Source organism: Streptomyces mauvecolor, from assembly GCF_039532965.1.
Lineage (GTDB): Bacteria > Actinomycetota > Actinomycetes > Streptomycetales > Streptomycetaceae > Streptomyces > Streptomyces violascens.
On the sequence record NZ_BAAASQ010000022.1, the window covers coordinates 65,878 to 86,716 of the forward strand.

A 20,839-nucleotide genomic window follows, 5' to 3' on the forward strand; every position below is an offset into this window, starting at 1 on the left:
CGCACTTCCCCCGTATGCCAGGGAACTCCGCATCCCGCCCCGCGTCCAGAGGGCGGAGCCAGGAAGCGAGGACCAGGTGCGGCCGGAAGGCGATTCACGCTCACCGACCCGTGCGCCGTACCATTCGCGCCATGGCAAAGGCACCCGTTCTCACGCCCCAGGCGGAAGACTTTCCCCGCTGGTACCAGGATCTGATCAACAAGGCCGAGCTCGCGGACAACGGGCCCGTGCGCGGCACCATGGTGATCCGACCGTACGGCTACGGCCTGTGGGAACGGATGCAGCAGGAGATGGACGCACGCATCAAGGACGCGGGGGCCCAGAACGCGTACTTCCCGCTCTTCATCCCCCAGTCTTACCTGACTCGCGAGGCTGAGCACGTCGAGGGCTTCGCGCCCGAACTCGCGGTGGTCACGCACGGTGGCGGCAAGGAGCTCGAAGAGCCCGTCGTGGTGCGCCCCACCTCCGAGACGATCATCAACGACTACTTCTCGAAGTGGGTCCAGAGCTACCGCGACCTGCCGCTGCTCATCAACCAGTGGGCGAACGTGGTCCGTTGGGAGATGCGCCCGCGGGTCTTCCTCCGTACGAGCGAATTCCTGTGGCAGGAGGGGCACACCGCCCACGCCAGCTACGAGGACGCCCGCGACTACGCCGCACGCATCCACCGCGACGTCTACGCCGACTTCATGATCAACGTCCTGGGTATCGACGTGGTCCTCGGCCGCAAGACCGCCAAGGAGCGCTTCGCCGGAGCCATCAACACCCTCACCCTCGAAGGGATGATGGGCGACGGCAAGGCGCTGCAGATGGGTACCAGCCACGAGCTCGGCACCAACTTCGCCAAGGCCTTCAACACCCAGTACCTGTCGAGGGACGGCAAGCAGGAACTCGTCTGGCAGACATCCTGGGGCGTCTCCACCCGCATGGTCGGCGGGCTGATCATGTCGCACGGCGACGACAACGGGCTGCGGGTGCCGCCGCGGCTCGCCGCCGTCCAGGTCGTCGTCATGGCGATCAAGGGCGACGAGGCCGTCGCCAAGGTCCGCGAACTCGGTGACCGCCTGAAGGCCGCGGGCCTGCGCGTCCAGGTCGACGACCGCGTGGACACCCCGTTCGGCCGCCGCGCCGTTGACTGGGAGCTCAAGGGCGTCCCCGTACGCATCGAGATCGGCCCGCGCGACCTGGAGGCCGGCACCGCGATGCTGGCCCGCCGCATCCCCGGCGGCAAGGAGCCCGTCTCCATCGACGTGCTCGCCGAGCTGCTGCCCACCGTCCTCGAAGAGGACCAGGCGCTCCTCCTGAAGCAGTCCCGCGAGCGCCGCGAGTCCCGTACGAGCGAGGTCGCCACCCTCGCCGAGGCCGCCGAGGCCGCGATCGCCGGCGGCTGGGCGCGCATCCCGTGGGCGGACCTCGGCCCCGAGGGCGAGGCGAAGCTCGCCGAACAGGCCGTGTCCGTACGGTGTCTGGTCGCCGAGGACGGGTCGGTGCCCGACGCCGACGACGCGCCCGGTACGGTCGCGATCGTGGCCCGCGCCTACTGAGCGGAACGGGGCCCGGCACACGTGGCGCACAAGCCACCGTGAGTCGGCCGAAACGGCTCTTGCGCACCACCGGACAACGGCCGCCCCGGCGTGCGGACTTCATCTACGCGCTGGGGCGTACGCGCCGCTACGTCATACCTTGGTGTGAGCTGTGAGCCTTCTCCGCAGATCAGCGCACCCGCCCTCGTCCGCACGCATCAATGCCAACTGACGGGTACGAGCAAATTATTTGGGATGCCCCGGAATAGGAACACAGCGGCCCTGCGGCTCGTTGTCACGACGTGAGCACGACACCACCTGTTCTCGCCGCAGAGCTGGCACAGGCGTGGGCCGACATTCAGCGGTACCACCCCGAGCTGCCGGACCTAGCCGCGCCCGAGTCCCTGATCGGAGAGTCGTCGTCCGCCTGCGGCGCCGAGCTCTCCTTCGAGCGACTGCTCCATGAGGCAGTCCACGGCATTGCCGCCGCCCGCGGTGTCCGCGACACCTCCCGCGCCGGCCGCTACCACAACCGGAGATTCCTGGCGATCGCCGAGGAGCTCGGCCTCGACCACACGGAGGAACCGCACCCGAGCAGCGGCTTCTCCCTGGTCGCGCTGAACGCCGAGGCAAGGCGCCGCTACCGGCCCACCATCGAACGGCTGCAGCGCGCACTCAAGGCCCACACCGTCGCCACGGCCGCCGACACCAAGCGCTCCTTCCGCGGGCCTGCCGCCCGGCACGGCTCCTCCGGAGGCGGCGTGCGGGTCAAGGCCGTCTGCGACTGCGGGCGCAACGTGCGCGTGGTCCCCTCCGTGCTCGCCCAGGCGCCGATCGTCTGCGGCGGCTGCGGCAAGCCGTTCCGCATCCCGGAAGGGGCCGAAGTGGTCGCCGCGGTCGGCTGACCCCGGGCCCCGCCGCCGGCAGGGGCGGCAGGTCCGGGGGAGCGGGCCACCGGGGGTGCCCCACGGACCCCCGGCGTGCGCACTCCAGGCGTGTGGCACAATGGCTAGCTGTACTCGACAGCCGCACAGGAACCCTCTCGCCTCCGGCTGACGCGTCCATCGGGCACCCGAGTACCGCAACCCCACGTGGCATCTCATGTGCCCAACCACGTCAAGACCAGGAGACACCACTCCAGTGGCAGTCAAGATCAAGCTCAAGCGCCTCGGCAAGATTCGCCAGCCGCACTACCGCATCGTCGTCGCCGACGCCCGCACTCGCCGTGACGGTCGCGCGATCGAGGAAATCGGTCTGTACCACCCGACGTACAACCCGTCGCGCATCGAGGTCAACGCCGAGCGTGCGCAGTACTGGCTGTCCGTCGGCGCCCAGCCGACCGAGGCCGTCCTCGCCATCCTGAAGCTCACCGGTGACTGGCAGGCGCACAAGGGCCTCCCGGCCCCCGCGCCGCTGCTCCAGCCGGAGACGAAGGAAGACAAGCGCGCTTCCTTCGAGGCCTTCGCCAAGACCCTCGAGGGCGACGACGCCAAGGGTGAGGCCATCACCCAGAAGGCGAAGAAGACCGAGAAGAAGGCGGACGAGGCCGAGGCCGCCGCCGAGTCGACCGAGGCCTGAGCATGCTCGAGGAGGCTCTCGAGCACCTCGTGAAGGGCATCGTCGACAACCCCGACGACGTGCAGGTCGCCTCGCGCAACCTGCGCCGGGGGCGCGTGCTGGAGGTCCGGGTCCACCCCGACGACCTCGGCAAGGTGATCGGCCGCAACGGCCGTACCGCCCGCGCCCTGCGCACCGTCGTGGGCGCAATCGGCGGACGTGGCATCCGGGTCGACCTCGTCGACGTGGACCAGGTTCGCTGACCAGTAGGGTCGCTTTACCTAGATACGCCGGCTCGGGCCGGGGAGGGCTTCTGGCCCTCCCCGGCCCGCAGTCGTATTCCGGGCGATAGTGGCCATAGCAGAACGAAGGCCGCGGCCGCACCGAGGCCGCAATGGTCGGAAGTTGTCGGAAGTTGTCCGAAGGAGAAGCAAGCGTGCAGTTGGTAGTCGCGCGGATCGGCCGCGCCCACGGCATCAAGGGCGAGGTCACCGTCGAGGTGCGCACCGACGAGCCGGAGCTGAGGCTCGGCCCCGGCGCCGTACTCACCACCGACCCGGCGTCGGCGGGCCCGCTGACCATCGAGACCGGCCGGGTGCACAGCGGCCGGCTGCTGCTGCGCTTCGAAGGCGTACGCGACCGCACCGCCGCCGAGGCCCTGCGCAACACCCTCCTCATCGCCGACGTCGACCCGGCCGCGCTGCCGGAAGAGCCCGACGAGTACTACGACCACCAGCTCATGGACCTGGACGTGGTGCTCGCCGACGGCACCGAGGTCGGCCGCATCACCGAGATCACCCATCTGCCCTCGCAGGACCTCTTCATCGTGGAGCGGCCCGACGGCACCGAGGTCATGATCCCGTTCGTCGAGCAGATCGTCACCGAGATCGATCTGGAAGCCCAGCGCGCGGTCATCGACCCGCCGCCCGGCCTCATCGACGACCGTGCCGAGATCGCCTCGGCCAGGGACGACGAGTCCGGTGACGACATCGAGAACGCCGGGGACGCGAACTGATGCGGCTCGACGTCGTCACGATCTTCCCCGAGTACCTCGAACCGCTGAACGTCTCCCTCGTCGGCAAGGCCCGGGCCCGCGGCCGGCTCGACGTCCATGTCCACGACCTGCGGGACTGGACGTACGACCGGCACAACACGGTCGACGACACCCCCTACGGCGGCGGACCCGGCATGGTCATGAAGACCGAGCCCTGGGGCGACTGCCTCGACGACGCGCTGGCGAGCGGGTACGAGTCGGGGGCGCACAGCCCGGTCCTGGTCGTGCCCACGCCCAGCGGCCGCCCCTTCACCCAGGAACTCGCCGTCGAGCTCTCCGAGCGGCCCTGGCTGATCTTCACGCCGGCCCGCTACGAGGGCATCGACCGCCGCGTCATGGACGAGTACGCGACCCGGCTCCCGGTGTACGAGGTGTCCATCGGCGACTACGTGCTCGCCGGCGGTGAGGCCGCGGTCCTGGTGATCACCGAGGCAGTGGCCCGGCTGCTGCCCGGCGTCCTCGGCAACGCCGAGTCGCACCGCGACGACTCCTTCGCACCCGGAGCCATGGCCAACCTCCTCGAAGGCCCCGTCTACACCAAGCCCCCCGAGTGGCGCGGCCACGGCATCCCGGACGTCCTGCTCAGCGGCCACCACGGCAGGATCGCCCGCTGGCGCCGCGACGAGGCGTTCAAGCGCACCGCCCAGAACCGGCCCGACCTGATCGAGCGCTGCGAGGCCTCCGCCTTCGACAAGAAGGACCGCGAAACCCTCTCCATCCTCGGCTGGGCCCCCGAGCCCGGAGGCCGATTTTGGCGCAGGCCCCGGGCCGTGGAAGAATAGGCCGCTGCTGTACGCCCAGCCGGCGCCCCTGCCACAGGGGGAACGACGCCCGCCTTCCGCGCACAGCACCCCATTCATCTCGAATTCCGCTGATGACCTGTGGCATCAGTGAGGAAGTAGTCAGTCATGGCAAGCCTGCTCGACTCCGTCAACGCCGCCACGCTGCGCAGCGACGTCCCGTCCTTCCGCCCGGGTGACACCGTCAACGTCCACGTCCGCGTCATCGAGGGCAACCGCTCCCGTATCCAGCAGTTCAAGGGCGTAGTCATCCGCCGCCAGGGCGCCGGTGTCTCCGAGACCTTCACGGTCCGCAAGGTCTCCTTCTCCGTCGGCGTCGAGCGCACCTTCCCGGTGAACTCCCCGATCTTCGAGAAGATCGAGGTCGTGACCCGCGGTGACGTCCGTCGCGCCAAGCTCTACTACCTCCGTGAGCTGCGCGGCAAGGCCGCGAAGATCAAGGAGAAGCGCGACCGCTGAGCCCCGGCTCACACGCGCGTACGGGTCTGACGGCGGCCGGATAAGCTCTGGCCCCGATGGACACCGAAGCACAGCACACGGAGCGCGACCCTTCCGCCACCCCCGATCCGGGGCCCGCGGAGGAGTCGCGCTCCGCGCGTTTCAGCGCCCTGTCCGGCCATCTCGAAGGGCCCTGGCGCAGGACCGGGGCGCTGTTGACGCTCTGCGTCGTCTTCCTGCTGCTGCTCAGCCACTTCGTGGTGCAGCCCTTCCTCATCCCCAGCGGCTCGATGGAACCGACGCTCAAAGTCGGCGACCGGGTCCTGGTCAACAAGCTCGCCTATCGCTTCGGCGGCACCCCCGAGCGCGGCGACGTCGTCGTCTTCGACGGGCGGGGCTCCTTCGTACGAGAAGGCGACGAGGGGAACCCGCTGGGGCGTGCGGTGCGTTCAGCAGGTGCGGCCCTCGGCCTGACCGAGCCCGCCGAGACCGACTACGTCAAGCGCGTCGTCGGCATTGGCGGGGACCACGTGGTCTGCTGCGACCGGCGGGGGAGGATCCAGGTGAACGGCACGGCCGTCGACGAGCCCTATCTGCACCCCGGAGACAGCCCCTCCCAGGTGCCCTTCGACATCGTCGTGCCCGACGGCACCCTGTGGGTCCTCGGCGACCACCGCTCCCGCTCCAGCGACTCCCGCGACCACCTCGGCGACCCCGGCGGCGGCATGGTCCCCGTCGACCGGGTGATCGGGCGGGCCGACTGGATCGGCTGGCCCTTCGGCCGGTGGACATCGGTGGGCGGCTCCGGCGCCTTCGCGGGCGTACGGGCGCCGGGCGGGGGACATGGGTAGCCGCGGGCGGCCGCGCTCCAGTGCCCCCGCCCACGACCAGCCGCTGCCCACCGGCACCCGTCCCACGTCCGCCGCACCGGCCCCCGGCAGGCGCGGCCAGAGCGGCCGGGCCGAGCGGCGCAGGCTCGCCCGCAAGGTCAAGCGGCGCAGACGCAGGTCGGCGGTGCGCGAGATACCCGTCCTGATCGTCGTGGCGCTGCTCATCGCTCTCGTACTGAAGACCTTCCTCGTGCAGGCCTTCGTGATCCCGTCCGGCTCGATGCAGCAGACCATCACGATCGGCGACCGCGTCCTGGTCGACAAACTCACGCCCTGGTTCGGCTCGAAGCCGGAGCGGGGCGACGTCGTCGTGTTCAAGGACCCCGGCGGCTGGCTCAAGGGCGAGCAGAAGACGGCCTCCGGCGAGGACCCCGTCGTCGTCAAGCAGGTCAAGCAGGGCCTCACCTTCATCGGTCTGCTGCCGTCCGACAACGAGCAGGATCTGATCAAGCGCGTCATCGCGGTCGGCGGCGACACCGTGAAGTGCTGCGACAAGGACGGCAAGGTCACCGTCAACGGCCACCCCCTCGACGAGCCGTACGTCCACCCGGGGAATCCGCCCTCGCTCATCCAATTCGAGGTAAAGGTTCCCCAGGGCCGGATCTTCGTCATGGGCGACCACCGGTCCAACTCGGCGGACTCCCGCTACCACCTCGACGACGGCCACCAGGGCACCGTCCCGGTGAGCGGAGTGGTGGGCCGCGCGGTGGTCGTGGCCTGGCCTTTCTCGCACTGGCGCAGGCTCGAAGTGCCCCCCGCATTCGACTCGGTGCCCGCCGCGCCCGGCGGCTCGGCCCTGGGTATGTCGCATAGGGTGTCGTCCCGGGATCCGGCGGCGGAGCCGGACCAAGCGACCCAGCCCCCGACCCCTGCGGAACTCCCGCTCGTTATGGGAGTGGTGGGCCTGAGCCTCGTACGGGCCAGGCGGTGGCACAGAGTGAGGAGTGGATGTGGGGGATTTGGCGGTCGGCGCACGATCCGGACGCGAAGAGCCGGAGGAGCGGCCGGAGAGCGAGCTCGCCGATTCCTCCCCGGGACCCGCCGCGGGGCAGGCCTCCGCGGGACCCGCGGACAGCCCCGCGACCGAGCACACGGTGCCGGCGCAGGACAGCGGGCAGGGCGGCGGCTCCGGCGACGAAGGACCCGGTGACGCCAAGGGCAGCGCCCCCAAGAAGCCGCGTTCCTTCTGGAAGGAACTGCCGCTCCTGGTCGGCATCGCGCTGGTTCTGGCCCTGTTGATCAAGACGTTCCTGGTGCAGGCCTTCTCCATCCCCTCGGACTCGATGCAGGACACCCTGCAGCGTGGGGACCGGGTGCTCGTCGACAAGTTGACCCCGTGGTTCGGCGCCGAGCCGCAGCGCGGCGAGGTCGTCGTCTTCCACGACCCGGGCGGCTGGCTCGACGGTGAGCCCACGCCGAACCCGAACGCCGCGCAGAAGTTCCTCAGCTTCATCGGCCTGATGCCGTCGGCCGAGGAGAAGGACCTGATCAAGCGGGTCATCGCGGTCGGCGGCGACAAGGTCGAGTGCAAGAAGGGTGGGCCCGTCACGGTCAACGGCAAGGCCCTGAAGGAGCCGTACATCTACCCGGGCGACAGCGCCTGCGACGACATGCCGTTCGGGCCGATCACGGTGCCCAAGGGGCGGATCTGGGTGATGGGCGACCACCGCCAGAACTCGCTGGACTCCCGCTACCACCAGGAACTGACCGGTGGTGGCACGGTCTCCACCGACGAGGTCGTCGGCCGCGCCTTCACCATCGCCTGGCCGCTCAACCGCATCGACTGGCTGGGTGTCCCCGACACCTTCGACCAGCCGGGCCTGAGCGCGATGGGCACGGCGGCCCCCGCCGCCGCCGGCCTCGCCGGTGCGGTCCCGATGGTTCTGTGGCGGCGCTGCAGGCTCCTTCAAGCGCAGGTCAAGGCGCAAAGCCCGGTCGCCAAGGGCTGACCTGGCGGTGTACCGCCGGGTAGGGTGCGGTCCCGGAATGTCGATCTCCGGGGTCCCGGGATGCCGCGCGCACCCCGGGGCGCTGCCGGAAAGGGAGCCCTGCGATGAGCGGTAACGGACTGGACCACGACGGCCGCGGCCGTAGTCCCGGAAGTGTGCTGTCGGGGCTGGCCGTGGCCGTCGGCTGTGTCCTCTTCCTCGGCGGGTTCGCCTGGGGCGCCGTGCAGTACAAGCCGTACACCGTGCCCACCCAGTCCATGTCGCCGACCGTCAAGGCCGGCGACCGGGTGCTGGCCCAGCGCATATCCGGCGGTGACGTCAGGCGCGGTGACGTCGTGGTGTTCACCGACAAGACCTGGGGCGACATGCCCATGGTCAAGCGCGTGGTCGGCATCGGCGGCGACACCGTGAAGTGCTGCGGCACCGACGGGAAGCTCACCGTCAACGGCCAACCGGTTGACGAACCGTATCTGCACGGCAAGACACCGGCCTCTGCCTCGTCCTTCGACGCCAAGGTCCCACAGGGGCAGGTCTTCCTGCTCGGCGACGACCGCTACGTCTCGATGGACTCCCGCGTGCACCTGGACGACGCCACCAACGGCTCGGTCCCGCTGTCGGCGGTCTCCGCCCGCGTGGACGCCATCGCCTGGCCCATGGACGGCATGCTGGGGCGCCCTTCGGGCTTCGAGGCGATGCCGGGTGGCATCTCGCAGCCCGGCCCGCTGAAACTGGTCCTGGGCGCCGTCGTGACCGGCGCGGTGCTGATCCTGGCCGGCGCCGTCTACGGTCCGGTCGCCGGTCTCGCTCGGCGCCGCAGGGCCCGCGCCGCCTCGCCCGCCGGGAGGTGAACCCGTGACCGAACCCCGCAAGGTCGCCAGGGTCGTCCTGCTCGACCCGGACAACCGCATCCTGCTCATGCACGGGTACGAGCCCGAAGACCCCGCCGACACCTGGTGGTTCACCCCCGGCGGTGGCCTGGAGGGCGACGAGACCCGGGCCGAGGCGGCCCTGCGCGAGCTCGCGGAGGAGACCGGAATCACAGACGTCGAGCTCGGCCCCGTCCTGTGGCAGCGGATGTGCTCGTTCCCCTTCGACGGGCGCCGCTGGGACCAGGACGAGTGGTACTACCTGGCCCGTACCGCCCAGACCGAGGCGGCCCCCACGGGCCTGACGGAGCTGGAGCGGCGCAGCACCGCGGGGCTGAGGTGGTGGACCTCCGCCGAACTGTCAGCGGCGCGTGAGACGGTGTACCCGACCAGGCTCGCCGAGCTGCTGCGCACGCTGCTCGACGAGGGTCCTCCGCACGCGCCGGTGGTCCTGGCCCCGGAAATCGTTTAGGGGCCCAGGGGGCTGACGCACAATAGGGGGACGCACGGCTGAAGGGGAACATGCCATGAGCGCCGAGGACCTCGAAAAGTACGAGACCGAGATGGAGCTGAAGCTCTACCGGGAGTACCGCGACGTCGTCGGTCTGTTCAAATACGTGATCGAGACCGAGCGGCGTTTCTACCTCACCAACGATTACGAGATGCAGGTGCACTCGGTCCAGGGCGAGGTGTTCTTCGAGGTGTCGATGGCGGACGCCTGGGTGTGGGACATGTACCGGCCGGCCAGATTCGTCAAGCAGGTCCGGGTCCTCACGTTCAAGGATGTGAATATCGAGGAGCTGAACAAGAGCGACCTCGAACTGCCGGGCGGCTGAGCCGCCGCCCGCCGGGGCTCGTTGGGGCTTGCGGGGGCTTCCGCCGGGGGTGGAAGGACTCCTTCGGGTGGCGGGGTTTTCCACAACCCCAGGGCTGTCCACCAAGATCCACTCGTCGGCGCCGGATGCGTGACAGTCGGTGCCGGAGGTGGTGCCGGATGAACGCTCGCGGAGCACTCGGAAAATACGGCGAAGACCTGGCGGTACGGCTGCTCGAAGCGGCCGGAATGACGGTCCTGGAACGCAACTGGCGCTGCGGCAGGAGCGGCGAGATCGACATCGTCGCCAGAGACACGTCCCCCAGCGGGAGCGTGCTCGTCATCTGCGAGGTCAAGACCCGCAGGAGCGGCGCCTACGAACACCCCATGGCCGCCGTCACCCCGGCCAAGACCGACCGGCTCAAGCGCCTGGCCGGGCATTGGCTCGCCGATCACGGTGGGCCACCGCCCGGGGGCGTACGGATCGACCTCGTCGGTGTCGTACTGCCCCGCAAGGGCGCCCCGCGGGCCGAACACGTGCGAGGGGTGGCCTGAGATGGGATTCGCCCGCACCTGCTCGGTCGCCCTCGTGGGCGTCGAAGGAGTCGTCGTCGAGGTCCAGGCCGACCTCGAACCCGGCGTCGCCGCCTTCACCCTCGTGGGCCTCCCCGACAAGAGCCTCGCGGAAAGCCGTGACCGCGTTCGGGCGGCCGTCGTCTTCCCTGTCAAGTTAATGTGTTCAGATCTTTCGCCCTTCTGTGTGGCGACGTGAGACATGCCGCTGGTGGCCGTCACGGGGGCTGGGACGGCCACTCTGGCAAAAGGGTCTAGGAGCGGGCCGCATCAGGCTGGCTGCGCGCCGTTCACGGGTCTGTCATAGGCCCGACGATGGCGTTGGCGGCGTACACCCCGGTCTGGGGGGGCAGCGGGACTGGTCCTGGCAGCGATCTTCGTCCATAGCCTGGCAGAGGTCTGGGAGCCCTCGGCGGGCTTCGCCCTGGGTTTCGGTCTTGCCCCCAACCCTGCCCGGAGCCAGTACCAAGGTCTCCTCGGCCTCGGCTTCAGCGCGGCTAGCCTTCATCGACAAGGTTCTCTCCGGCGTCTCGACCGGCGCGTCGGTCAGCTCTGAGAGGGCCTTAAGGGCTGGGATCACCGGCAGCAAGCACCACCTCATTGTCGAGGCGCACGGCATCCGCTGGCTGCGACGCTGACCGGCGGGAACCGCAACGACGTCACCCAGCCGATCCCGCTGGTCCAGGCCGTCGGCCGGTCCGCGGCAAACGCAGCCGGCCGCTGCGCCGTTCCCGGCGCATCTACGCCGACCGCGGCTACGGCCACGACATCTACCGCGACCGAGCCCGCCGGTTCGAGATCACCCCCACACATTGTCCGACGCGGCACCGAACACGGCTCCGGGCTTGGTGTTCACCGCTGGGTGGTGGAGGGCGCACTCGCCCTGCTGCACTGGTTCCGCCGCCTGCGTATCCGCTGGGAAGTCCGCGACGACATCCACCAAGCCTTCGTCACCCTCGGCTGCGCCATCATCTGCTGGCGACGGCTGAAGACCTCATCCTGATCCCAGCCCTAACTGCCCCTATCCTAGAGGGAATTGGCGTCGTGTCAGGTGCGATGAACAGGGGGCTGAGGTGAGGACCGTTGGAGACGATGACGGCACTTCTGAGGACGAGGTCAGGCACGTTGGGGTAGGCAGCTTCGGGAACAGCGGTGTGGTGCAATCGGGCGGCGTCAGCAACATCTACATCCATCAACAAGCCAGCGTTCCCCCCGATGGGACGATCCAGGTTGGCGACGAGAGCCTTGCCAAGCAGCGGCAGAAGTTCCACTTCGACTTCCTGAACCACACGCTGAAGCAAGCGGAGTGGACGTTCCGTTTGAGCGTGTGGTTCATGACCGGTGGTGCCCTGATCATCCTTGGGGGTGGTGTGCTAGCGCTGGTTCACGCGGGGAATCCAGACCTCAGCTACTTGCCACTCGTAACGAGCTTGACCGGAGCCTTGATCACGGTTGGCGGTGGCGCGCTGGCGCTCCACTCAAAGCGGACGATGGCCAATCTGACCAAGGCCGCTGAGGACAACGAGAAGAAGATCGACATCGATCACAAGCTCGAAATTGCGACGACGTTCATCGACCGGGTTACGGACTCGAAGCAGAAGGATGACCTCAACTCTGCTGCTGCGATGAAGGCGCTAGGCATGGATGCGGCACCGGAAATGATGGTGAACCGACTGCTTCCGGAACAGCTGAAGGAGATCGAGCCAGGCGGGTAGACGGGCTGAGCTTGCTCCCAATCTTCCGGTACGGCGTCGGCAAGACAGTCGAATCCGCCAGGCCCTCAACGCCATCGGCAATAATCCTGGAAAACCTTGGTAGATCAAGAAGAAGCTCAGGACTGGGATCAGGATGAGGTCTTCAACCGTCGCCAGCAGATGATGGCGCAGCCGAGGGTGACGAAGGCTTGGTGGATGTCGTCGCGGACTTCCCAGCGGATACGCAGGCGGCGGAACCAGTGCAGCAGACCCCTCGGCCACCGGCAGCAGCGGCTCCACCCGCCCCCAGAGCCCGTCCTCGATCTCCCACGGCTTGAGCCCATCACGTGTCTCGGCCGCAACCACTCCCTGTCCGGCAGCCGTCAACAAGAATCGGCAGACCGTCATTCCCGAACAACGAACCCCTCATTCTGATCCCAGTCCTTAGAGGTCGTGGCGGAGAGTGCCACTGTTGGCATCCGTCGGGAGCTCGACCCGCCAGGGCTCGGCGATGGTGCCGTCGCTAGCCCATCCGTAGTGCCGCAGCCGGTCAGCGTCTGCTGTTCGGCCCAGCATCATGAGTGCACGAACTGCAAGGTCGTGGTCGTCGATTCCGGCTGCGGCCGCTCGTAGTAGCCAGGTGAGGGCTTCGCTCCACCGGTCCGCGCCCGCTAGCAATGTCCCGGCCACGCGGAGGGCCGGGATGTCGCCGATAGCGGCAGCGCGCTCAAGCCACGGAAGGGCGTCATCCAACTGGCCATTGGCAGATAGCTGACTTGCTATCGCCTGAAAGGCTTCAGCGTCCCCGTACGACACCGCACGATTGAACCACTCGAGGGCCTCCTTCGTGCGACCGGCAAGAGCTAGGTGGTCAGCGATCTGCCTGAGCACCAAGAAGCGGCCGGAGGCGAGCGCGCGGTCAACCCATGCATTGGCGTCGTGCATACGGTTAGCGCTGAGCAAGATGCTGATTGCCTCGTCTGGAGCCTCCATGTCTCCCTCACCGAAAGCTCGTTCCAACCAAGTGAGTGCCTCATCTACGCGACCTGCAGCTTCGAGCAAGCGTGCGATCGCGCGAAGTGAAGGAACGTCTCCGTCGGTGGCGGCACGCTCGAACCAAACGAGTCCTTCGTCGACCCAGCCGGCCTTTACGAGCAAGTGCGCAGCCGCGCGAAGCGCGTGCCTTTCACCCCTCGTGCTCGCCTGCTGGAAACGCGTGAGTGCTTCCGCTGGACGGTCTGCCTCCAGTAGCCATTCGGCAGCCTGCATGAGGGCCAGCGAGTCTCCTCTGTTAGAAGCTTTCTCGAACCACGTGAGTGCCTCTTCCAGGCGCCACGCAGCGGCGAGGCAGTCGGCTGCGGACCGGAGCGCACGGACGTCGCCGCTCGCGGCCGCTCGTTCGAACCAGAGCAGTGCGTCATCGATGCGTCCCACAGCGGCGAGTTGATCACCGGCGGTGCGGAGCGCGTCAGGATCGCCCGCCTGGGCAGCTCGCTCCAGCCACGAGAGAGATTCGTCTATGTTCCCTGCGTCAGCCAGCAGTCGACCCACTTCTCGCAGCGTCTCTCTACCCATGCCAGCCGCGGCTCCGCGCTCGAAATACGGCAGTGCTTCAGCTACCTGCCCCGCGCGAGCCAGTAGTCCACCCCAGGCCAGGAGCTGCTCGGAATCAGACGTTAGCGGTAGGTAGGCGAGCGGCGAGGCCACAGGATCCGTAGAGACTCGGAGAACCTCTCGTTTCTTCAGCATCGCTGCTGTGTCGAGCGCGGTGTCGTCTCCCGCAGCCACGCCGTGAGCGCACCATTCCAACGCTTCATTCAGTCGGCCCTCGTCGGCGAGCCAGCAGGCTGCTGTGGCGAAGGCTTTGGTGGTGTCCTCATTTCCGATCTTCTTGAACCACTTCAGCGCATCCTCGAGATGCCCCGCTGCAGCGAGCCGGTTTCCGCCGGCCAGGAGGGCAAGCTGGTCGCCGGCATCGGCCGCCCGCTGGAACCAGGCGAGAGCATCGTCCAGGCGTCCAGCCACCACCAGTTGGTCCGCTCTGCGCTTGCAGGAGACAGCGTCCCCCATTTCGGCTGCCAACTCATACCACGCGTCGGCTTCGTCTCCTCGCTCAAGGCTCTCCAGCAGCCGGGCAACCTGCGCGTAGCCGCTAGTGGCTGCCCACAGGCGGCATGCCACCTCGCTGAGCCCTCGGCTTTCCGCTGAAAAAGCGAGGCGGCGAACAGCTTCGCTGTCGCAGTGCTGGGCGGCTGCTTGCCAAAACAGCCCCGGGACAGCATCAAGGCGGCGTGACGACCGGCCGTGGGCTTCGAGGAAGTCCGCGAGCCGATAGGCCTGGCCGTTGCCTGCCGCCGTGACCGTGGCGCCTCGGCGGCGCCGCTGAGCGTGAAGAGGCCCGCGAGCACCCTTGACCGCATTGGTGAGCTGAGCCATGGACTGTTCAAGCCAGTTGTCCGACAGCAGATCCCACTCAGTGTCGGTGAGATAGGCCTCAGCAGCCGCAGCGAGGAAAGACAGAGGAAGACTCGCAGGGTGGCCAAGTCGGCGAGCGTCAATGGCTGCATCCAGCAGCGCTCTGGAACCTGGTGCCGCCGTTTTGTGGATGTTCATCAACTCAAAGCCGGCGGCCAGATATTGGGTGATCTTTCCGTCCTGGGCAGACTGTGCCGCGGCCACCAGACGCGGGTCCTGGGAGCGCTTGATGCCTGCGACTTCTGACGAGTCGAACGCTGGCGGCACAAGGAGAACCCTGTCAGCGAGCAGCACCCGTGCCTGGGCGTGAGGGTCCGCTGCACCGGGCTGAGGCGTGACGCGGAGATCCTCGAAATAGCCTGGACCCGGCCAGATCGTTCCCAACACCAGGACCGGTGCCCGGCTGGCGTCACTGAGCAAGGTGCGTAAACCTGCCGCGATGTGCTCGCCGTGCTGTGGATGGAGCAGGTAGTGATGGGCTTCGTTGAGCCAGACCACCGTCTTCGGGCCGACTCTGGGGAGGTCGGCGAGGGCAGCCTGAGGCCGCTCCGGGTCGATCGGATGCCACAACCGCCAGTCGTCCGGCAACTGGTACAGGGCTTCGAAGCAAGCTCGAGTCTTCCCCGTCGACGATGTACCCACCAACATCAACAGGCGGCTTTGCCCCCCGACGGACTCGGCAACGACACGATGCAGGTCCACATCGTGAGCGCGTTCCACGTACGCAGGCAGCCCGGTCGCACCGCCCATGGTGATGGCGTGGTGTACCTCAAGGTCGTACGGATCAAGATCCTTGATGGGACGGCCTAGGCGTTCGGAGAGCTGTATCTGCGTCCACAAGGACGCCGCTTGTTGCCCGCCTTGCGTGCCGTCAGCTCCGCTCATCCGCGTCAGCACGGTGAGCAGGGCGACTACGTCCGCCTGCTTTGCCGGCACCGTCGGATCGCCGATCAGCCGATTGATCGTGTCGCGGGAGGGACTGCCCGTGAGCGCTTCGTCGGCGGCCACCGCTGTAGCCATCTCGTCCAACGTCGGCGCACCAGCGGCGACATAAGCCTCGTAGACCAAGGTCTTCAGCACACGTAGCGGCCCCGGTGGCAGCGCCGGGCGAGGTATCAGGCGCTTTGCCCCAGCAGGTCGGCCACCGCCCGGCCCGATTCCGTCGCGCTTCATCGCACTATGGTGCCCATCGCAGTGCTCGAACACTGCTGAACTGCGCAAGTTTCGTACAGCAGCTGATCGCTATCGCACTTCGTCGTGAGTCAGTCCACCGCCTTGAAGGTGGAGAGCAAGCCGGCCGGCTGCCCCTAACCACGACAAGGTGAGGACACCACCATGCCTCGTAAGTCACGCCGCGACAGCTGGGCTGGCACCGAAGTCCGCAAAGCTGCCATCACCAGCCTCATCTCCACTCTCCTGCGCTTTGCCCTCGACTGTCTTCGCGACCTGATCTGCGAGTAGGCAACCGACTCCCAGCCCACCCAAGATGCTTGTCTCTGGCGATCTGGTCCATTTCACTCGCGGCCGACCAGTTCACCAGAGGCTGGGATTGGCAAGGGCAGCAAGTGTGGCGGCCGCAGCACCTCCGCCGCTGGAGCATTCAGTAGGCCACGAGCAGATGTACTCGAGACGCCATATCGCCGAGCCTCGTCCGGCTCTGCCCGTACCGGCCCATGCACGCTCGTACGCATGTGTCGGGCTGTCGCTCGCAACAGACCGAGCAGGAAGGAGATCGCGGGTGGCCGCGACGCAACTGACACGGGCCCACCGGATACTTATCGGGATGGCCGTCGCCGGTGCAGTGATCATCGCCGGGATCGGCTTCGCCGGCTCATACACGGCGGTGCACGAGCTGGCGGTGAAGAAGGGCTACGGCACCTTCTCCTGATTCTTTCCCATCGGAATCGACGCCGACATCTGTGTTCTGCTCGCTCTCGATCTCCTGGGTGCTCGGAGCTTCCCAAACCCCCAGCACCGCAGGATGGTTGGGGCGGCGCCCGGCCAGTGCGTGTAGCTCGCCTAGCTACAACTGAACACGGCAGGCGCGAGAGAGGCCTCCAAGCTCCGGGGGCCTCTTGCTGCGCATGAGAACCGGAAGGAGAGTCAGGCGCCACAGGAAGCGACGGTCCCATGGCATTCCAGTTCTGCGGGCGGGAACCAGCGCGGCGACCCAACAACCTCACAGTTAACACAGGGCGGCGCGCGCCTCGCCTGCAGGGCGCGCGCGCTCCAAAGGGGCGCAGAACAAGAGGCTTCCATCCGTACGTAGGCCAATTGGTCACCCGCCAGCCACACCACCACTAAGCATCCAACGTAAGATAAAGGACTCGCCTCAAGAAATTCAGACACAGCTCTGCGCTTGATCAGGGGGGACTGTGGCACAAGATCCCGGGGCACCTGATGCCACTAATTCACCTCAGCCAGATCCACGCCCGCCGGCGACAACGAGGCGAGATCCTGGACAACCGACAGTCGGGCCGGACGCGCGTCCGGCAAATCCTCCTGACGGAACCCCCGATCCGGCGCCTCCTGAAGAAACAAAGAGTGCTCTGAAGATCTGGCTTGCCGGGATAGCCGCAGCAGTAGTCGGAGCGGTCGTCACCGCTCTACTGAATGGCTGGTTCACAAACAGCGCACCAGACATGGTCGACAAAGCCCTGGGCACGACACCTCTGAAGGTAGTGCACGTTTCTAACGTCATCAATGAGGTACCGGTGGCAATAAAAGAAGCCATAACCACTACTGAGGACCGGACAATGCTAGCCAATCCCGCCACAGAGAAGGCATGGATAGACTTTCTTTATCAAAAACAGGCGGCCCCAGTTAACCAGATGACCATTAGCGTGGTCCTGGAAGGGGGGCGCAGCAAGGTGAGAGTGGTGGATATGCGACCTCGTATCCACCATAAGGGCGATCGGTGGAGTGGCGCATACTTCACCCCGGCTACGGCCGGAGAGGTCGGAACCGTCCCGCTCACCTCTGACCTAGATCAACAACACCCTGCTTTTTTCATGGCAGGGAACAAGAGTGAACGATACTTCACTCAACGTCAAATTGACTTAACGCGGGGGGAACAGTCGACCGTATCGATGACCTTTACCGCACGGTCGGCGTCATATGAATTTGATGTCGTGGTAACTGTCGCCGCCGACGACAAGACTGAAGAAATAGCCATCCACCCAGACAAGGGCGGCCTATTTCGCCTGACTGGCCGACAAGAAAAGCCAATCAATTACAAGCAGGCCTTCGAGGAGGTTGATGGCGCTTGGATTCAGGCGCCCGCCGGCCAGTGGTGCACTAAACGCTACGAGCTTCAGGACTGCTCACCATGAAACGATGGAAACTGCTGAGCACCCTACTCGCCTGCCTGGCAATCCTTCCATTACTGCTGGAAACGGACTTGACCAAAGTGCATCACCCGCTCGTCCCAGGACTTCGCGAGGCATGGCACGCTACCGTCAGATCTGATGATTCAGCGACAACCTACGCGTCAGACCGATACCTTGTGACGCCTAGCCAACATGGGAACGGGCTGACTGTATGGCAGATTGCGACAGGCCAACAGGTCTCCGAGATCCCAAAAATCAACGATCTGCGCAACTTCAAGCCAGAGGAGATCCGGATCGTCGACACCACAATGGTGGTGGCTTGGGGAGGAACCGAAGATGACACAGTACTCCTGCGCGGCTACGAGGTATCAACAGGTAGGCAGCTCTGGCACAGGAGCTTCACCCAAAAACGGCGCGACTTCCGATCGCCTGTAGCCCTCACTGATCAGGCTGCTGTCATTTTCAGTAGTTCACCAGTCGAAGCTCGCGCTTTTGAAATACACACGGGAATCCCGCTGTGGAGCCTCCCGACATCGGAACCCCTCAAAACGACATCGGCCGTGTTCACATATAGCAACCGATCCTTCTTCGTCTTCCGGTGGGACCGACAGATCCGGGGCCTTGTGACACTAGCTTCCCTCGACCCTTTTAGCGGGACTAGGCGATGGCAAAGGCTGATACCTATGCCGACCGATCCGGAAACCCATAGCGCCACTGGGGACCCCTTTGGGCTTAATCTCGTAACCTCCCCCGGTGGGGACATCGCCGTGAACATCAACGAGACGCACCAACTCTACGCGGCAGATGGACGGCTGCTAGGAGAGGGCGCAAACGAGATATGGAGCCTGACCAGCCTAAACTCAATGCTGTACGCATCGATTCGGAACCAAACTCGTGGCGAATATGACCCCTCTCAACTACGCGCGATCCGCGTCAAGGACGGGAAAACCCTATGGGAGAGGGAGAGTTATGCACATTCGCTGGAACCATGGGGGAGTGCTTTAGTTGGGCAAACGCGCCAAGATTGGCCGATGCCGATATTTATCGAACAGGTCACGGCTGACAACGGCTACACTTCCCATATTCCACTGGCCGCCAGCATTTTCCATACCGACCTGATCGGAATCGGCGGCCGATTCATGGTCACGCGAGAGGATACAGCCCTCGAGCAGCGACCACTGGGCGATGCCGACGTCCACTGGAGTGTCCTCACTGTATACAGCACCACACCTCCTCAAAAGAACTGGTATCCCGCTTTGGCCGGCCTCCGCCCAAGTGACTGGCCAAACGCCTGCAATCTACTGCATGCGGATGTTCTGGCATCACAAGCCAATTACACAGCAGTACCTCAGCGTCGAAGTATCCTAGGAATCCAGCTGCCTCACCCTGCGGCATGCACCTACGTTCCAAAGCAGGGCAATGCACCGTTGATTCGCCTCTCCATCGAGTGGATAGCACCATCAGAGAAGATGGCCGACCAGCTAATTCGCTCACGTACTGCTTTGGCCCGAGTGTCCGCGAAGGAAATAAGGCAGCTCGGGCCACAAAGAATTTCCTACACTGAGGAACCACCCAGCGGGGTAGTTTATGCCGTATATGTTCGTGTCGGCACCGCCGTCGTGCGCATCACTACTACGCCAACCGACCGCTCCCTTGCTGAGAATGCCTCAACAGCGGTAATGCGGTCCGGGGATGAGTAACGGGTCGAAGCGCACTCGCCTGGCTCAGCGTTGTCGAATTCACGGAGGTCGCCAGGTTCATCTCCGTCGTCTTTCGCGCATGCGACGGCGCGAACGTCGTCCCTGAACCAGCGGTGCGCGGGATCGACGTCATGCCATCCCTGCCGTGTCGGATGGCGCCGACCTCGCCCAGATCCTGATCGACGAGTCCGCCGTAGGCCAGGCCCGTCACTGCCTAGTGCTCTGACCGCATTGGTTCGCCGGGTTGGCCCTTGTAACGGTTGGATGTGACGCCACGTCCGGTCGGCACGGGGAGGCGGAATGGCGGAGCCGGTAAGGGTCCGTACGTTGACTGAGCAGGAAGGGGCCTGACCCAGATACGGCAGAAACCCGCCACGAGATGATCTTGGAGTGATGAGCGCCCCGACCCGTCACCCGTTCGGCCCAGCGTCGTTGGGGTGCCGGTAAGAACGCTGTCACCAGCCGCAAACGGCGATGATCAGTCCGCTGACCTGGAGGGTCGGGGCAGTTCTGCCGTGTTGGTCGACTCGGCGAGCGCGAGACGGCCGCCCTTCAGTTCGGGCAGGTAGTTGTAGATGGTGTTGCGGGAGACGCCGAGCAGCTTCGCGATCGAGGTGACGGTGTTCTCCGGGCGGGCGAGCAGGTCGCGGGCGTGACGTACCTGTTCGTCGGTCAAGGCCGGCGGGCGGCCGAGGCGGGCACCTCGGGCGCGGGCGGCGTCCAGGCCCTCGTTGGTGCCCTGGACGATGAGTTCGCGGATGAACTCCGCCAAGGCCGCGAAGACATGGAAGACCAGGCGCCCGCCGGGCGTGGTCGTGTCGAGTGCTTCATGTTGCGAGGTGAAGCCGATGCCGCGCTTGCGCAGGCCGGACACGATCGCGATGAGGTCCTGGATGGAGCGGCTGAGCCGGTCCAGTGACGGGACGACGAGGGTGTCGCCCTCGCGGAGGTAGTCGAGGGCCTTCCACAGCTCCTCGCGTTCGGCGTTCTTGCCGGACTTCTTGTCGGCGAAGATCCGGATGCACCCGGCTTCGGTGAGCGCGTGGATCTGCCGGTCGAGCAGCTGTCCTTTGGTGGACACGCGTGCGTATCCCACCAGGCTGCCGGTCCGTACGGCCGGAACGGGGGCGAGGAGATCGGCGTCGTCGTCCTGGGAGGGCTGCACCCGCCAGATCGT

The 20,839-nt window shown here is 66.4% G+C and carries 18 protein-coding genes and 5 pseudogenes; 20 read left to right on the forward strand and 3 right to left on the reverse strand.

Features of this window, described 5'->3' with window-relative positions; translation table 11 throughout:
• The first annotated feature begins 131 nt into the window (after positions 1-131).
• The 17 genes and pseudogenes from proS to ABD346_RS27555 all read left to right on the forward strand — a co-directional run bounded on the left by proS (position 132) and on the right by ABD346_RS27555 (position 12,179).
• Positions 132-1,544 carry a proline--tRNA ligase gene (gene proS, locus ABD346_RS27475; protein WP_344378503.1) on the forward strand — a complete coding sequence of 471 codons (1,413 nt, stop codon included), beginning with the start codon at positions 132-134 and terminating at the stop codon, positions 1,542-1,544.
• A 281-nt stretch (positions 1,545-1,825) separates the two neighbouring features.
• Entirely contained in the window at positions 1,826-2,428 is a 603-nt protein-coding gene (locus ABD346_RS27480; RefSeq protein ID WP_344378504.1) for a hypothetical protein, read from the forward strand.
• Between the two features lie 235 nt (positions 2,429-2,663).
• A complete protein-coding gene (gene rpsP / locus ABD346_RS27485; RefSeq protein WP_053727931.1) occupies positions 2,664-3,101 on the forward strand; it encodes a 30S ribosomal protein S16 in 438 nt (145 codons plus the stop codon).
• A gap of 2 nt (positions 3,102-3,103) precedes the next feature.
• Positions 3,104-3,343, forward strand: a complete 240-nt coding sequence (locus ABD346_RS27490; RefSeq protein ID WP_005311361.1) for an RNA-binding protein — start codon at positions 3,104-3,106, stop codon at positions 3,341-3,343.
• A gap of 173 nt (positions 3,344-3,516) precedes the next feature.
• The gene (rimM, locus tag ABD346_RS27495; RefSeq protein WP_344378505.1) at positions 3,517-4,095 is read left to right on the forward strand and encodes a ribosome maturation factor RimM; all 579 of its coding nucleotides are present in this window, start codon (positions 3,517-3,519) and stop codon (positions 4,093-4,095) included.
• On the forward strand, positions 4,095-4,916 hold the full coding sequence (trmD, locus tag ABD346_RS27500) for a tRNA (guanosine(37)-N1)-methyltransferase TrmD (protein ID WP_344378507.1): 822 nt from the start codon (positions 4,095-4,097) through the stop codon (positions 4,914-4,916). Before rimM ends, trmD begins: the two co-directional genes overlap by 1 nt.
• A gap of 126 nt (positions 4,917-5,042) precedes the next feature.
• Entirely contained in the window at positions 5,043-5,393 is a 351-nt protein-coding gene (rplS, locus tag ABD346_RS27505; protein ID WP_100577961.1) for a 50S ribosomal protein L19, read from the forward strand.
• Between the two features lie 56 nt (positions 5,394-5,449).
• Positions 5,450-6,223: a signal peptidase I gene (lepB, locus tag ABD346_RS27510; RefSeq protein ID WP_344378508.1), complete on the forward strand. Its 774-nt coding sequence runs from the start codon at positions 5,450-5,452 to the stop codon at positions 6,221-6,223.
• Positions 6,216-7,337, forward strand: a pseudogene (lepB, locus tag ABD346_RS27515) (signal peptidase I); the annotation flags it as partial. The gene lepB (ABD346_RS27510) and the pseudogene lepB (ABD346_RS27515), both read left to right, overlap by 8 nt.
• Positions 7,222-8,211, forward strand: coding sequence for a signal peptidase I (gene lepB, locus ABD346_RS27520; protein WP_381229305.1), 990 nt, complete (start codon positions 7,222-7,224; stop codon positions 8,209-8,211). The pseudogene lepB (ABD346_RS27515) and the gene lepB (ABD346_RS27520), both read left to right, overlap by 116 nt.
• Before the next feature lie 104 nt (positions 8,212-8,315).
• Positions 8,316-9,059, forward strand: a complete 744-nt coding sequence (gene lepB, locus ABD346_RS27525; protein ID WP_344378512.1) for a signal peptidase I — start codon at positions 8,316-8,318, stop codon at positions 9,057-9,059.
• Positions 9,060-9,063: 4 nt separating this feature from the next.
• Positions 9,064-9,549 carry an NUDIX hydrolase gene (locus ABD346_RS27530; protein WP_344378514.1) on the forward strand — a complete coding sequence of 162 codons (486 nt, stop codon included), beginning with the start codon at positions 9,064-9,066 and terminating at the stop codon, positions 9,547-9,549.
• A gap of 55 nt (positions 9,550-9,604) precedes the next feature.
• Positions 9,605-9,913 carry a DUF2469 domain-containing protein gene (locus ABD346_RS27535; RefSeq protein ID WP_003965949.1) on the forward strand — a complete coding sequence of 103 codons (309 nt, stop codon included), beginning with the start codon at positions 9,605-9,607 and terminating at the stop codon, positions 9,911-9,913.
• Between the two features lie 158 nt (positions 9,914-10,071).
• The gene (locus tag ABD346_RS27540) at positions 10,072-10,446 is read left to right on the forward strand and encodes a YraN family protein (RefSeq protein ID WP_344378516.1); all 375 of its coding nucleotides are present in this window, start codon (positions 10,072-10,074) and stop codon (positions 10,444-10,446) included.
• A gap of 1 nt (position 10,447) precedes the next feature.
• Positions 10,448-10,654 (forward strand): annotated as a pseudogene (locus tag ABD346_RS27545) (magnesium chelatase domain-containing protein); the annotation flags it as partial.
• A gap of 382 nt (positions 10,655-11,036) precedes the next feature.
• Positions 11,037-11,467 (forward strand): annotated as a pseudogene (locus tag ABD346_RS27550) (transposase); the annotation flags it as partial.
• A 151-nt stretch (positions 11,468-11,618) separates the two neighbouring features.
• Positions 11,619-12,179, forward strand: a complete 561-nt coding sequence (locus ABD346_RS27555) for a TRADD-N-associated membrane domain-containing protein (protein WP_344378517.1) — start codon at positions 11,619-11,621, stop codon at positions 12,177-12,179.
• A 128-nt stretch (positions 12,180-12,307) separates the two neighbouring features.
• On the opposite strand, the pseudogene ABD346_RS27560 reads toward ABD346_RS27555, so the two are convergent.
• Together ABD346_RS27560 and ABD346_RS27565 are read right to left on the reverse strand one after the other, a co-directional pair.
• Positions 12,308-12,424, reverse strand: a pseudogene (locus ABD346_RS27560) (IS5/IS1182 family transposase); the annotation flags it as partial.
• A gap of 178 nt (positions 12,425-12,602) precedes the next feature.
• A complete protein-coding gene (locus ABD346_RS27565; RefSeq protein WP_344378518.1) occupies positions 12,603-15,806 on the reverse strand; it encodes a hypothetical protein in 3,204 nt (1,067 codons plus the stop codon).
• A gap of 565 nt (positions 15,807-16,371) precedes the next feature.
• Here ABD346_RS27565 and ABD346_RS27570 point away from each other — a divergent pair.
• The 3 genes and pseudogenes from ABD346_RS27570 to ABD346_RS27580 all read left to right on the forward strand — a co-directional run.
• Positions 16,372-16,518, forward strand: a pseudogene (locus ABD346_RS27570) (DUF2637 domain-containing protein); the annotation flags it as partial.
• A 757-nt stretch (positions 16,519-17,275) separates the two neighbouring features.
• The gene (locus ABD346_RS27575; RefSeq protein WP_344378520.1) at positions 17,276-17,965 is read left to right on the forward strand and encodes a hypothetical protein; all 690 of its coding nucleotides are present in this window, start codon (positions 17,276-17,278) and stop codon (positions 17,963-17,965) included.
• Positions 17,962-19,662 carry an outer membrane protein assembly factor BamB family protein gene (locus ABD346_RS27580; protein ID WP_344378522.1) on the forward strand — a complete coding sequence of 567 codons (1,701 nt, stop codon included), beginning with the start codon at positions 17,962-17,964 and terminating at the stop codon, positions 19,660-19,662. The genes ABD346_RS27575 and ABD346_RS27580 overlap by 4 nt, the downstream gene beginning before the upstream one ends.
• A 478-nt stretch (positions 19,663-20,140) precedes the next feature.
• Here the strand turns inward: ABD346_RS27580 and ABD346_RS27585 are convergent, their stop codons facing one another.
• A complete protein-coding gene (locus ABD346_RS27585; RefSeq protein ID WP_425583032.1) occupies positions 20,141-20,827 on the reverse strand; it encodes a recombinase family protein in 687 nt (228 codons plus the stop codon).
• Positions 20,828-20,839 lie beyond the last annotated feature (12 nt).